Annotated in this window: 10 protein-coding genes; all 10 read left to right on the plus strand. The window is 35.8% G+C overall.

From position 1 onward, the window contains the following. The first annotated feature begins 64 nt into the window (after positions 1-64). The 10 genes from ACE01N_RS04265 (at position 65) to ACE01N_RS04310 (ending at position 14,368) form a co-directional block, all read left to right on the plus strand. Positions 65-733: a response regulator transcription factor gene (locus ACE01N_RS04265; protein WP_380585173.1), complete on the plus strand. Its 669-nt coding sequence runs from the start codon at positions 65-67 to the stop codon at positions 731-733. Continuing rightward, positions 714-2,228: a sensor histidine kinase gene (locus ACE01N_RS04270; protein WP_380585175.1), complete on the plus strand. Its 1,515-nt coding sequence runs from the start codon at positions 714-716 to the stop codon at positions 2,226-2,228. The genes ACE01N_RS04265 and ACE01N_RS04270 overlap by 20 nt, the downstream gene beginning before the upstream one ends. A gap of 70 nt (positions 2,229-2,298) precedes the next feature. After that, on the plus strand, positions 2,299-3,870 hold the full coding sequence (locus ACE01N_RS04275; RefSeq protein ID WP_380585177.1) for an SBBP repeat-containing protein: 1,572 nt from the start codon (positions 2,299-2,301) through the stop codon (positions 3,868-3,870). Between the two features lie 125 nt (positions 3,871-3,995). Next, positions 3,996-7,268: a tetratricopeptide repeat protein gene (locus ACE01N_RS04280; protein WP_380585179.1), complete on the plus strand. Its 3,273-nt coding sequence runs from the start codon at positions 3,996-3,998 to the stop codon at positions 7,266-7,268. Positions 7,269-7,468: 200 nt separating this feature from the next. Continuing rightward, positions 7,469-7,858 carry an FG-GAP-like repeat-containing protein gene (locus ACE01N_RS04285; RefSeq protein WP_380585181.1) on the plus strand — a complete coding sequence of 130 codons (390 nt, stop codon included), beginning with the start codon at positions 7,469-7,471 and terminating at the stop codon, positions 7,856-7,858. Between the two features lie 4 nt (positions 7,859-7,862). After that, positions 7,863-9,335, plus strand: coding sequence for an MBL fold metallo-hydrolase (locus ACE01N_RS04290; RefSeq protein ID WP_380585183.1), 1,473 nt, complete (start codon positions 7,863-7,865; stop codon positions 9,333-9,335). Positions 9,336-9,503: 168 nt separating this feature from the next. Then, positions 9,504-11,009 (plus strand): SBBP repeat-containing protein, encoded by a 1,506-nt coding sequence (locus tag ACE01N_RS04295; RefSeq protein ID WP_380585185.1) that lies wholly within the window; start codon positions 9,504-9,506, stop codon positions 11,007-11,009. A 10-nt stretch (positions 11,010-11,019) separates the two neighbouring features. Next, entirely contained in the window at positions 11,020-11,979 is a 960-nt protein-coding gene (locus tag ACE01N_RS04300) for a TolB-like translocation protein (protein ID WP_380585187.1), read from the plus strand. 46 nt (positions 11,980-12,025) lie between these two features. Beyond that, positions 12,026-13,765: an FISUMP domain-containing protein gene (locus tag ACE01N_RS04305; RefSeq protein ID WP_380585189.1), complete on the plus strand. Its 1,740-nt coding sequence runs from the start codon at positions 12,026-12,028 to the stop codon at positions 13,763-13,765. A 285-nt stretch (positions 13,766-14,050) separates the two neighbouring features. Beyond that, positions 14,051-14,368, plus strand: a complete 318-nt coding sequence (locus ACE01N_RS04310; protein WP_380585191.1) for a hypothetical protein — start codon at positions 14,051-14,053, stop codon at positions 14,366-14,368. The last annotated feature ends 46 nt before the right edge of the window (positions 14,369-14,414 follow it).

Genomic DNA, 14,414 nt, shown 5'->3' on the forward strand with positions numbered 1-14,414 from the left:
ATAACATTACAACATTGTAATCTGCCTGATTTAATTAATATGATTTAAAATTTACCTTTGTAATATGCAGATTCTGTTAATTGAAGATGATTTAACAATTGCCTCTTTTATTCAGAAAGGGCTTCAAAAGGAAGGATTCAGTGTGGTTCATACTTTGGATGGAAATTCCGGCTATGAACTTGCACTTAATAATAGTTTTGACATAGCGATAGTAGATATTATGCTGCCCGGGCTCGATGGATTTTCTTTGATCAAACAATTAAGGGCAAAAAACAATCATACACCAATTATTATTCTTAGTGCAAAAGGAAAGACCGAAGACCGGGTAAATGGATTAAACTTCGGTGCCGATGATTACCTGGTAAAACCATTTGCTTTTGCCGAGTTGCTGGCCCGAATAAATGCAATTATGAAACGAAGATCAAGGCCGGAAGATGTTCTTTGTTATGAAGGAATATGTTTGGATATAAGCAAAAGAAAGGTTGCCAGAGATGGAATAAATATAAACCTTCAACCGCTTGATTTTGATTTATTAAGATATCTTCTGGAACATCAGGGAAATATTGTATCACGTACCATGATCATTGAAAATGTCTGGGATTTTAATTTCGACCCTCAAACCAATGTGGTAGATGTAAGAATATGCCGTCTCAGGGAAAAGCTGGATAAACCTTTCGAAAAAAAATTAATACACACAATTAAAGGTGCGGGATATGTTTTGGAGAAAAAGTAGGTTTTTTAAAACTTTGGTATTTAAGCTGACCTTTCAGTTTATTGTGTTGTACCTCATCCTAAACATTGGTTTGGCTTTTCTTATTTTTAACCGAATTGAATTATTTCAGGATCGGAAAACAGACAAACAACTTTCTTCGAATTTAAAATCAACCCTTAACCTTGTAAGAAACCAAGAAAATGAGTACCTGACAAAAATTCTGAGCAATAAGTCGGGGGCGGATGGTATAGAAAATACTTTTTATCTGGTATTGGATTCAACGCATACAATTATTGGCGAATCTTACATTGCTATATGGGGAGACCTGACTCAATTTTCAGAAAATTTACCAACTCTTCCCAAGGTCAAAACAGTAAATCCACTAAATAATGATTTACCTGATCCATGGAAGGAGAAAGATGTCAGAATAATTCCAACATTGTTTTATAAGCACTATCCTGAAAAAAATTATCTTTTTGTAAAAGAAGGCAGTGTTCAGGAGCCTTATATTGAAGTGCGTGTGGGTTATGTTTGGCTGCCCGATGGGGAAATCCTTGTTGGTGGTATCTCCTTAAAAGAGAATTTGCTATTTATGCAGCAAATCAGAAGCCTGATTATTGTATTTCTGGCTTTATCTGTTGTTATTGGAGGTGCATTAGGATTTTTTCTGGCGAAAAAATCAATGAAAGATGTAACACGCATTACCAAAGCTGTTAATGATATACAAAAGGGAAATCTTTCATTACGGGTAAAAGGGAATAGCACCAGTGAAGAAATTAATAACCTCACTGATTCATTCAATAATATGTTGCATCGAATCGAAGAACTGATCAGGGAGCAAAAACAATTGACCGACGATATTGCCCATGACCTTAGAAGCCCTGTAACAGGCATCAGAGGGCTGTCAGAAGCAGGTTTAAAAGAACAGGGTGACCAAACCGAAACCTTCGGACAAATCATCTCGGAATGCGACAGGTTAATCTACATGGTGAACAGTACACTCGAAATATCAGAAATAGAGACAGGTGTTTTCATTAATCAACAATCCACCTTTAACTTATTCAATTTATTAATTAAAGCTGTAGATATTTTCACTCCTGTTGCTGAGGACAAAGGAATTGAAATTAAAACCAACTTTTCAATTGATAATATAGAATTAACCGGGAATATAAATTTAATACAACGTGCCATATCCAACATCATTGATAATGCCATTAAATTCACAAAAACAGGGGGTACTATTTTTATAGAATATTATATCCTTGGAGATAAGGTCATAATCAGCATTAGAGATTCAGGAATTGGCATAGCAAAGGAAGAACAAGAACGCATTTTTGATAAATTTTATAAGGTTGATAAAAGCAGGAATACTTTGGGAAATGGAATGGGGTTAAGCATTGCCCGGGCATATATCAATCTGCATAACGGAAACATAAAGCTTGACAGTGAAACCGGCAAAGGAACTACATTTAAAATAGAACTACCTTTATTATTTCCCAACATTAACAAAGTGTAATCTACCTGAAAGATTGCTGCAATAGTTGAATCTTAGTTTTGACTTAATACTAATTCATAAAAGTCAAAATATGAAAAATTCAATCTTAGTTACATTTATCTTACTTTCAATCGTTTTATGTTTCAACAATTGTCTTTCAGCTCAGGACTTGAGTAGCTTACCAAATGCCTATTCAAGTTATTTGGGTGGCAGTAGTGCTGACCAGGTAAACAGTGTACAAATTGATAAAGATGGATTTCTGTATATAGCCGGATCTACGATGTCAGATAATTTCCCGGTTACTGAAAATGCATTCTCAACACACCACATGGGCGATTTAGATGCTTATGTTGTAAAAATCGATATCAACACCAACAAAATTATATGGGCAACATATATTGGAGGTACAAGTGTTGATTATTTGGGTGATATGGAAATAGACAATCAAGGGAATGTATACATCATTGGCAATACCCTTTCATCTGATTTTCCAACAAGCGAAAATGCCTACGATAGAAACTTTAATGGTGCTTCAGGCGGGAATCATGGAGATTTGTATATAGCGAAATTGAGTAATGATGGATCAAGGTTACTGTTTTCTACCTACCTGGGAGGATCAGGGACCGAAAGCTATGAAAACTTAGAACTTGACAAATACGGGAATATCTATGTTTGTTCTTCCACTTCTTCTACCGATTATCCCATAACACCGAATGCACTTAATAATAGTTTTAATGGATACAATAGTGGTAGCTATCTCGCAGATATTGCCATATCAAAATTTAGCAATCAGGGTAAATTGCTTTATTCTACCTACTTTGGAGGCAGAGGTAATGAAACCGGCAAATTAATTATTGATGACGATCTCAATATGATTCTGGCAGGTCAATCTTCCTCGAATGATTTACCGGTAACCGACGGCTCTTATTTCACCAGCTCCGATACAACTTCGGGCAGAAATGGGGCAAATTTATTTCTTGCAGTTATTGATTCTTCCGGCAAAAGAATAAATCATTGTACATATTTAAAGGGCAATAGCCCTGGTTTTATAAACACTGTCATTTTTAAAGATGATAAAAATTTACTTTTGGGTGGATCGACCACATCATCCGATTTGCCTGTGAGCAAAAATGCATTTCAAAAAGAATATCACAACGATCAGGACGCTTTTGTAATGGAATATAGTCTGGTCAATAATAAAGTTAATTACTGTACATACATTGGCGGTTCTAACAAGGATATATGTACTTCAATAGCCAAAACGAATGATGGAAACTTATTGATAACCGGCACATCACTATCGGAAGATTTCCCGGTAACTTCAAATTCTTTCGATGCTTCATATAATGGTGCTTCTGGCAGTACATGGGGAGGTGATTATTTCATTTCGATAATTAATTCTGCTATGGGCACACAGGAATACTCAACCTACCTTGGTGGAACCGGGAATGATTATTGGCCAAGGGCTATCGTAAACGATGACAAAATTTATATAGTGGGCAACACAAAATCAAATGATTTTCCTGTCACAGAACATGCACTTTTCAAGAATTATGGCGGAGAGGCAAGGCAAGGTGGCGATGTTGTATTTTTAAGGTTTTCAATTGATGAGCTTTTAAATTATCCACTTACTTCAGACGCTGATAATATCAAAGTTAAATAAAGAATTGAATTGTAATAAATAAGGAGAGCAATAGCCAATTGAAACATTCAGGATCATTTTTGAACTGTTTCGTCGCTTCTTTCTTAAAGAAAATCTTACTTTTGAAATAGATCAAACCTTATACAATGATGCGAAGTCTGTATGTTCTGCTAATCTTCATGCTTATTTCTTATCATAACTCATTTGCGCAGATAAATGTCATTGTCGATAGTTTAAAAAATGAACTGGCTCAATGCAAAACTACCGATGACAGTGTTTATTACCTATGCAGGATAACATGGAATACTCCATATGACAATGCACAGGTAAAATATTATTATGGGAATTTTGCCCTTGAAACTGCACTAAAAACTGATGATAAACTTAAAATTGCAGAAGCATATGATGCAGCTGCTTGCGGGTATAAGGCAGTCGACAGCCTTGAATCAGCCAAAGCATTATTTCAAAAGAATATAAATATAGGCCAGGAGAATGATTTTTACGACCGGATTGGTTTCGGTTCGTACCATATTGCCCAAATATTATTGGAACAGGACAGTTTAGATAAAGCACTGTCGTATTTAAAAATTAGCGAAGAAGCCTTTAAAAAGGACAATCGTGCCGATATGCTCATTAAACTGGGTTGGTTATTTATCAAAACTGATCCTAAAAATCAGGAAGAGAATATCAACAGACAGATAGCCAGTATCAAAACAATAATTGATGAAAAAGAAGATCCAAACGAAAAACTATTTTATTATATCGACCTGGCAAATCTGTATAATAAACTGGGAAACCGGAATCAATCAATATACTATGTTCAAATTGCAGTGGATTTAGCCGAAGAAGCTAAGAATTTAAAAGGGATTATAAAGTCGTATTATTTAATTGCCAGCTATTTTAGGGACATACAGCAAAATTACCCTGCAGCCTTAAGCTATTACAGTAAAATAATGGAGATATATGAAAAGGAAGCAAAGCCTTTAGCGGTTGCAAGCCTGTATAACGATATCGGATACAATTACAAACTGGCAGGAAACAATTCTATGGCAATTCAATACTATAACAAAAGCCTCAAAATTTCAACGGAACACCATCACCGCCATACCATGGCCGATGCGTACAGGAACATAGGTGAGATTTATTATAGTACCAAAGAGTATGATAAAGCCCTGGAATACTACCAAAAAAGTTACACTACAGGATGCGATATATGTCCGCAAATTGTTTTTCATTCAGCATTGGTGAATATAGGAAATGTTTACCTGCTTGATCACAAACCGGATAGTGCCTTTATATATTATCAGAAAGCAATTGCTTTGGCCGACTCAACAAATTCAATCTATGATCTTGCCGTTTCCTACTTTAACCTGGCAAAATATTACGATGCACAGAAGGACATCAACCGTTCATTAAATTATAACCATCGAGCACTTAACCTGGCTAAAGAAGCAAATTCTCTGCCTTTGCAAAAGGACATTTCTGAGCACCTGACCCAAATCTATTCCAGTCAAAAGAACTATCAACAGGCATACATTTTTTTAGCATCATCCGATAAATTAAAGGATAGTATCAATATTCTGAACAATGTGGAAAACATAGCCCGGCTCGAAACCAGGTTCGAGTTTCAAAACCTGCAAATGCAAAAGGAACTGGATAATCTGCAGGCAGATAAGGAAATTGCCAGACAAAAATTATTACGCAATTTCTTTTTTATTGGTATTATTATGTTATCGATTCTTGGATTCCTTATATACTTAAGTTACCGCAGAAAAAAGAAAGACAACAGGATACTCAATGAGCAAAAGGAAGCCATCCGGAAAATGTCTGTAAAAGTACATGAGGCGGATCAGGCAAAATTGCAATTCTTTACAAATATCTCCCATGAATTACGAACCCCATTAACCATAATAATTGGTGTAACGGAAAAACTTAAGGCAATTCTGAATGATTCAGAATTCCTTCCTGTTATCAGAAAAAATGCCTTTAAGCTACTCCAATTGATTAATCACTTATTAGACTTACAAAAACTGGATACTTCCAATATGGTGTTAAATGTTAGCCAAGGTGATCTGTATGACTTTATTAAAGGTATTGCCAGTTCTTTTGAAACTATCGCAAATCAGAAGAACATTATCATCCGGGTTACAAGGGAAGAAAATGATTTTACTGGTTTTTTCGATCACGATAAACTGGAAAAAATTATATCGAACCTGGTTTCAAACGCTGTTAAATACAATACCCAAAATGGGGCAGTAGAAATCTCATTAGCAAAAGATAAAAAACAGGGATATGTTGAAATAGCCATAGCAGATACAGGTGTTGGCATAGCAGAAAAGGAGTTGCAAAATATTTTCAACCGGTTTTATCGTGTAAATGAAAACACGTCCCAGGGATCTGGTATTGGTCTGGCACTGGTGAAGGAACTGGTTGAACTCCATAAAGGCAGTGTAAAAGTCGAAAGCGTTAAAAACAAGAGGACAGTGTTTACAGTACTACTGCCGGTAGAAAAATATTTTTATGAAAATTCAAGAATAGTGTCTAACAAAGATTATTTACCTGATACAGATAACTATACAGAAACTATAGACGCAGAAGAACAACCCGAACTAACAGAACGTGCTGACGAAAAAGAAAACGATGTTAACAAAAAAAGCTTGTTGGTTGTAGAGGATAATGCTGATTTACGAAAATTCATTATTGATATATTCACTACTGAATACCAAACTATTGAGGCAAATAACGGGGAACAGGGTATTAAGCTGGCCATAAAACATGTGCCCGATATTATAATAAGCGACATTATGATGCCCAAATTATCAGGCATTCAGATGATAGAGCAGATCAAGAACCAGGAAACAACCAGTCATATCCCTGTTATTTTACTCACGGCCAAAAATGATATAAGCACACAACTTAGCAGTTTCGAAAAAGGTGCCGATGATTACATCAGTAAACCTTTCGACTCTGTCGTCCTAAAATCGCGCGTTGAAAATTTACTACGCTTAAGAAAACATCTGGTCGAAAAATTTTCAAAGGAATTCCACCTGCAACCCAAGGAAATACATATTGAAGATGCCGATCAGAAATTCCTTGAAAAAACCATTGGTCTTATTGAAAAATATATTGCCGATCCCAACCTGAACATAGATTTACTTGCCCTTGAATTAGGCGTTAGCAGAACCCAGTTATACCGTAAGTTGAAAGCATTGACAGATTATTCAGCCAACCAGTTTATCCGTATTATCCGCCTGAAAAGAGCTGCACAAATTCTAAAACATGGCCAGAACAACATTGCCGAAGTAATGGATGCTACAGGCTTCAGTAATTATTCGCACTTTAATAACTGTTTTAAAGAATATTTTGGCGAATACCCTAAAGATTATGCGCTGTTAAGTGTTAAAGGGAGCTTGAATTAAAGAATGCTTTTTTTGAGCTTTTGCGTTATCATGCCTGTAAAAATAAATGCAATCCAACTGGATATTAACCTTTCACAACTTTGACCCAAATCTGATGAAAGCTGGAATGTTTCGTCTGTTCAATCCTTAGGAAAATGTCAATATTCGCATAATAAAGAGCTTAAATAAAAATTGAAATTCAGTTTTTTATAGAATTCATTATGAGAACAAATCACATAATCGCCCTTATTTTAATTATAAATACAACTTATGCAACTATAAATGCGCAACTTAAATTTGATAAATCAGTGCAAACTTTTGGAAACGATATTGGGCGGGAGGTAAAGCTTGCCGATATCAATAATGATGGTTTTTGGGATATTGTATCCCGCAATGGGAATATGAATGGAGATAAAATATACATTCGGTTCTGGCTAAACAACGGTGCCGGAAATTTCGACTGTACGAGCATTAAAAGTATTCCGTTCGATTCCATAGATATCTCTTGTGTTGATTTAGGAGATGTCGATTCGGACGATGATTTGAATGCAATGATCCTGTACTCTGCAGATTACCAGAAATACACCGACACAACAAATTCAAAAAACTAAAATTATGACTTTTAAAAAAACTGCACTACTCCTTTTAGTATTTTATCTTATTACCGGTAGCATTTTCGCACAAAACAATACAAAAGTTAACGGATTTCAAGGTGATATTTATGTAAATAGGTTTAAAGATATTACCGTTCATACCTATGTGGCAAAAGATGATTTTTTAACGAATGCACATATTTTCGAAACCAAAAACCATCTTATTATTCACGATGTATTTCAAAAGAAAGATGATTGCCTGGATTTTCTGAAATACATTAAATCGTTAAAAAAGGAAGTTAAGGCAATTTATATTTCGCATGAACACGATGACCATTGGCTGGGTTTGTGTTATTTTAAAGAATACCCTGTTTATGCCACACCGTCGGTTATTAATTATATCCGCAAAGAAGGTCCCGGTATTTATAAAAAAAGGCAAGAACAGTTAGGTGAAAACCTGCCCGCTGAATTGAATGTTTCAATAAAAGAACTGCTTTTTGAAGATGAAATAATAGATGGTGTATTATTTCGCAATTTCCAAATAAACGAAGGAGGACCGGTTTACCTTGAATTGCCTCATCAAAAAATACTGGTTTCCCATCATATGATGCCTTATGGTATGCACCCGATTATCCCAAAGGATATTAATGGACGGATTGAGCAATTAAAGAAGATTAAAACAAAAAATTACAAGCTACTACTGGCAGGACATGGAAAACCTGCAACAAACGAAAATATTGATGAATTTATCGTGTATTTGCAAAAAGCAAATAGTTCACTTAAAACAGCAACTCATTATGAGGATGTAAAACATGAACTGGTCAATTTGCAACCCACCTGGGAGGCCTCAATGTTATTAGACCGGTCTTTGCCAAATTTTTTTATAAAAGCAGAACACTTTCCTTTAAATGATTTGAAAGGACTGGAATTAAATGGTTATAAAGCAAAAGCATCGAACTATCAGGGGCTAGACTGTATTGAGGCATACTGGGATAAAAATGACAATAATGAAAGTTTTATTGAAATATCTAAAACCTCTTTTACAAATGGCACCATTGAATTGGAGTTATTAGGTACACCCGGGCCCTATGTTAAAGAAACGTCTTGGACATTTCTGGGTTTAGCTTTTCGTATACAGAATGATTCAACCTACGAGTGTATTTATATCAGACCATCTGCAGGCAGGGATAACGACATGGAAAGCCGAAACTTTGCAGTACAATATACTTCTCACCCATACTATACATGGCAGGTACAAAAAAATGAGTCGCCGGGTAAATATGTGGCCTATTACGATCTTACAAAAAACTCATGGACCAAAATAAAAATTAAGGTAAACGGACAAAAAGCAGAGTTGTATATAAACGATTCCAAACAACCGGTCTTGCTTGTTAACGACTTAAAAATGGGTGAAAATATTAGCGGTGGTGTCGGGTTATGGGTTGGTGCCAGCACCCTTGGGCGGTACAGGAACCTGACTATTACATATAACTAATGAATAAAATGTAAAACGGGAAACAAGCATAAAGAGACAAAGTGAAATACAGAAGCAATTAGTAAAGTGAGTTTAATTCTCCAGTATGGTGGAATAGATGTGCTTGTTTTTGGAATATCTCGTTGCTCAAACCATCTGGAAAATATGAATATTCACAAAAAAAAATTCATGAACAGATTTCGCTTACTAATTCCGATCGCTATACTGTTGATATCTTGTAAATCCGGAAATCAAAAAGTTGAAACAGACGAGCAATTATCCTATTCTTTAAATTACGCTACATTTATTGCAGATATAGATTTTGGTGGGCCAGCCTCATCTATTTATACTGACAAACAGGGGTATACCTATATTTCCGGTAATACTAAAAATAAAGACCTTCCCACAACAAAAGGTGCATTTCAAACCACATTAAACGGCGAGAAGGCCGATGCATTTATAGCTAAGTTTGACCCTGAAAACAACCTTGTTTTTTGCACATATATTGGAGGAAGTAAAAGGGAACACCACACAGGGTTAACCGTTGATGAACAAGGGAATATCTACCTGGTTGGTGGTACACATTCGTACGATTTTCCTGTTACTAAGAATGCTTATGACAGAACTTTTAACGGAGAAAAGGATTGGGCTGGTGATGTCTATTTATTAAAACTTGACCCAACCGGAAGTAAACTGTTATTCTCCACTTTTATTGGAGGTAGTGTTCAGGAAACAGCCGACGTTGTTCATGTTGACAATGAAGGAAATATAATTATTGGAGGTTGTACGCTTTCATCTGATTTTCCAACCACTGAAAATATTATTGACAGGGAATTCAGAGGTTTTGAAGCATTTCTTGCCAAGTTCAATCCTACAGGAGAGAAACTATTATTCTCCACCCTTTTAGGTGGAAATAATAACGACCAGGTAACCTGCATTTCAACAGACAATGTAAATCAAATTTATATAGCAGGATTTACACGCTCTACTGATTTTCCTGTAACTATGGATGCGCTTCGGAGCAAAAGCGAAAATATAAATGATAGCGAATGGTGGGATGGTACGGATAACTATCTGATGAAAATCTCATCCGATGGTTCAAAAATACTTTATTCATCATACATAGGCGGTAAAAGTCGTCCGATAAAAACGCTGAACTGGAAAGAACCCAATAAAATTCTAATAGCCGGAAATGTCAATTCTGAGTGTTTCCCAATAACAGAAAGTGCATTGAATTCAGAACCGATGGGAGATCGGGATGGATATATCTCCATTTTTAATTCTGATAAAATGGAACTTGAGTATTCCACTTTGCTTGGGGGAAACAGCTATGATATGATAGAGGATGCATTCTTTCTAAATGAAGAGACCATTTTAATCGGTGGCGAAACAAACTCTACTGACTTTCCACTTACAAAAAATGCCATGGACACAATTTATCCTGTAAATGATAGCCTGTATCATCCGGGCTTTTTAGGTGAAAGAAAATTCTTTGTTTCACTTATCGACATTAACAAAGGTCAACTGCTATATTCTACATATTTCAATGGAGGCAGTAGATTTAATATATCCTCGGATGAAGATGGAAATATACGATACTTTGGAATTACAAATGATACTAATTTTTCTCTAACCCAAAATGCGATAAGAAAAGAACCAACTGCTTTTATATATGGGTCTTTAAAAATGAATTAAAATTTACAATATGAGAAAATATTTATTTCTAATACTATTAGGATTTCCTTATTTTTTAAATGCACAGAATTCAATCCACTTTACCAATCTATACGGTGATTATTTAGGGCAAACACCCCCGGGAGAAACGCCAGTTGTCTTTGCACCGGGAATTATTTCAACGGATTCCCTTATCGAGCACAGTGCCCCAACATTTTCTCCTGATGGAAAAGAAGTATTCTGGTGGATTGTCAGGAGTCCGAAAACAAGTGACGAAAAATGGACATCATGGGGTATGGCCATGCGTTCTGTTAAAGGCAGATGGACTGCTCCGGAGGTTACACCTAATTATGGAGGGCCCACATTTTCCGTTGACGGTAAACGACTCTATTTTCCGGGACTATATCCTGACAAAAAAGCCGATGGGCCTTATTTTATTGAAAAGCAGGGCAAAAGTTGGAGTCAACCTAAAAACCTTGGCATTGTAGCCCGCTTCCCGGAAATAAAGGGTGCCGGAAGTTTCTCGGTTACAAGAAACGGTACATTCTATTTTAATGGTGATACTGGTGGAAAAGAACAGACTACGGACAATAAGATCTTTCGGGCTAAACAGGTGAATGGTGAATATACCACATTGGAATTATTGCCACCTTGCATCAATCAGACTCCCGGTCATGATATGTTTCCATTTATTGCACCCGACGAAAGTTATCTGATTTTCATCTCTGATCGCGAAGGCAGCCTTGGTGGTGGCGATTTATATATTAGTTTCCACAACATAAATGCAGATACCTGGACAGAACCAATAAATATGGGAGCACCTATAAATACTAACAAAGAGGAGCGCTTTCCCGGGCTGTCTCCTGATGGAAAATATCTTTTCTTTACCCGTTTAACACGTTCAGGCTTCCCCGATTTTGATCATGATATTTTTTGGGTTAGTGCCGAGATTATTGGCAGATTAAAAGAAAAGTATAATATCACTAAATAAGCATGACCTAACATGCATTAGCTACTATTTAAATAAACTACACGATATGAAGAATATAGTTTTAACTATAATGTTTTATACTCTTACTGGGATCACGTATGCTCAAAGTACTGATTTTGGAAATGATAATGAACTGAAAGATTCTCCTGCTCAAAACTCAGGAACAATAACTGATTACAGAGATGGAAATACCTATAGGACAATAAAAATTGGAAATCAATGGTGGTTTTCACAGAACCTGAATTATTATGTTACTAGTGGCATCAAATACTTAAACAACGATAGTGTCCAAAATGCAAGTAAATATGGTCTGTTATATGAATGGAAAACAGCTGCAAACTCTTGTCCGGCTGGCTGGCACCTGCCTACACATGAAGAATGGCGTTATCTCGAAATGGAATTAGGTTTCAAACAAAACGAGCCGGTTAAATCCAATAATTTTTATGGTACCAATGAAGGTGATAAGTTGAAAGATACGGTATTATGGGACACTCCTAATACCAACAACAACTCAAGTGGATTTAGTGCTTTGCCTGGAGGACATTACGCTATGGGTCAGTTTTGGGGAGAGAATACCGTTGCACAATTCTGGGCAGATGAAAAAAACAGCAATGAAGCCTGGTATAGAAGTCTGGGCTATAACAATTCCGGCATTCACATTTACTATCAGTCAAAAACAGATGGATATAAATCGGTTCGATGTGTTAAAGATACTATTGAACTAACAGGAGATTACTTTGGGCAGGAAAAACCCGATACCATACCGAAACCATTTGGTTTGTCGATTATCTCTTTATATGACAATAATGAACATACCGCTTCATTTTCTCCTGATGGTAAATCATTTTATTTTACTCGCGACCCTGACAGGAAAACCTTTTTAATGACAAAATACCATGACGATTCCTGGGAAAATCCTGTTCGGGCTGAATTTGATGGACGTGAAGCTATTTTTTCACCAGATGGTTCAAAATTGTTTTTTGGTGATGGTGATATATGGTTTATGGAAAAAAATGGTGATATATGGGACACGCCACAAAAAATGGGAGACGAAATTAATACGGGCAATAATGAGTATTACGCATCAACAACAAGCTCAGGCAATATTTATTTTTCAAGAATAGAAAATGGTATAGCTTCAATTTATGTGTCAAAATTTATGAATGGTAAAAATGAAACGGCGGTAAAATTACCTGAACAAATTAACACTACAGGAATAAGTACATTTCACCCTTTTATTGCTCCGGATGAAAGCTACCTTTTATTTAACTCAAACAAATCAGGCGGTTTCGGTGAAACCGATTTATATATTTCATACCTGTCTGAAAGTAAAAACTGGAGTAATCCAATAAATTTAGGTAGAAATATTAATTCGACCGACAGGGATATTTGCCCGGTTATTACACCCGATGGTAAATATTTGCTTTTTACCAGAAACTGGGAAGAAAGTTCAAACTGGTATGGAAATTTATATTGGGTGAATACAAGTTTTATTGAAGATTTAAAAAGTGATGCAACATATCCTGATGTTTCGGACATATTTGAAATAAATAATAATGGAATTTGCATATTTCCAAACCCTACCAACCAAACCATTCAAATTAAAACCAATGGAGATTTTACAGATATCTCAAACTATCAATTGTTGGATATAAACGGCAAAGTAATTAAAGAAGGTAAATTGGATACAGATATAATTGATATTTCAGGTATTTCAACGGGAGCTTATTTTTTTAGTTATTCTATTGCTAAAAAGACGTTTGCTCAAAAAATTGTAATTAATTAAATAAATCATGAAAACAATTCTATTCTTCTTTTTAATTGCGATAACAAACATTACTTATGCACAGGATTCAATTCATTTATCGATTTATATGGAGATTATTTAGGGCGAACTCCTCCAGGTAAAAAAGCAATTAAATTTGCACCTGATTTCATTTCACTTCCTGATCGCAGTGAATACGTATTAAAATTCACCCCTGACGGAAACGAATGTTATATTGGTTGTTCTATTAGGGATTCCAGTAAAATTTATTTTACAAAGCGAATAAACAATACCTGGACAGAACTAATGGAAGTGCCATTTTCATTGAATCAGAAAGTTATGTTGTCCGGTTTATCTTCAGACGGGAAAAAACTTTATTTCGAAAAAGACGATGACATATGGATGGTCGAACGCACTACCAATGGATGGGGCGAACCACAATGCCTTCCTGTGCAAATCAATTCAACTTCGAATGACCATAGTTACACCGAGACAACTGATGGTACTATTTATGTCGGGTCCAGTCGTCCCGGTGGATCTGGTAGGTATCTTAATGTTTGGCAAATAAATCAGGAGCCTGATAATTCACTGCAAGCAAAGAATCCTGGATTAATGATAAATTAGAGTCTAAGAATTTAACGCCTTGTATTGCCCAGGATGGCTCATATTT

Origin of the sequence: Quyinboa ferrireducens, assembly GCF_042436675.1 — a bacterium.
In the GTDB taxonomy this organism is placed as follows: domain Bacteria; phylum Bacteroidota; class Bacteroidia; order Bacteroidales; family UBA5342; genus JBHJHP01.

Excerpts from the sequence above, each read along its gene's own strand:
- ACE01N_RS04265 (WP_380585173.1), top strand. The coding sequence starts at position 65 with ATGCAGATTCTGTTAATTGAAGATGATTTAACAATTGCCTCTTTTATT.
- ACE01N_RS04270 (WP_380585175.1), top strand. The coding sequence starts at position 714 with ATGTTTTGGAGAAAAAGTAGGTTTTTTAAAACTTTGGTATTTAAGCTG.
- ACE01N_RS04275 (WP_380585177.1), top strand. The coding sequence starts at position 2,299 with ATGAAAAATTCAATCTTAGTTACATTTATCTTACTTTCAATCGTTTTA.
- ACE01N_RS04280 (WP_380585179.1), top strand. The coding sequence starts at position 3,996 with ATGATGCGAAGTCTGTATGTTCTGCTAATCTTCATGCTTATTTCTTAT.
- ACE01N_RS04285 (WP_380585181.1), top strand. The coding sequence starts at position 7,469 with ATGAGAACAAATCACATAATCGCCCTTATTTTAATTATAAATACAACT.
- ACE01N_RS04290 (WP_380585183.1), top strand. The coding sequence starts at position 7,863 with ATGACTTTTAAAAAAACTGCACTACTCCTTTTAGTATTTTATCTTATT.
- ACE01N_RS04295 (WP_380585185.1), top strand. The coding sequence starts at position 9,504 with ATGAACAGATTTCGCTTACTAATTCCGATCGCTATACTGTTGATATCT.
- ACE01N_RS04300 (WP_380585187.1), top strand. The coding sequence starts at position 11,020 with ATGAGAAAATATTTATTTCTAATACTATTAGGATTTCCTTATTTTTTA.
- ACE01N_RS04305 (WP_380585189.1), top strand. The coding sequence starts at position 12,026 with ATGAAGAATATAGTTTTAACTATAATGTTTTATACTCTTACTGGGATC.
- ACE01N_RS04310 (WP_380585191.1), top strand. The coding sequence starts at position 14,051 with ATGGAAGTGCCATTTTCATTGAATCAGAAAGTTATGTTGTCCGGTTTA.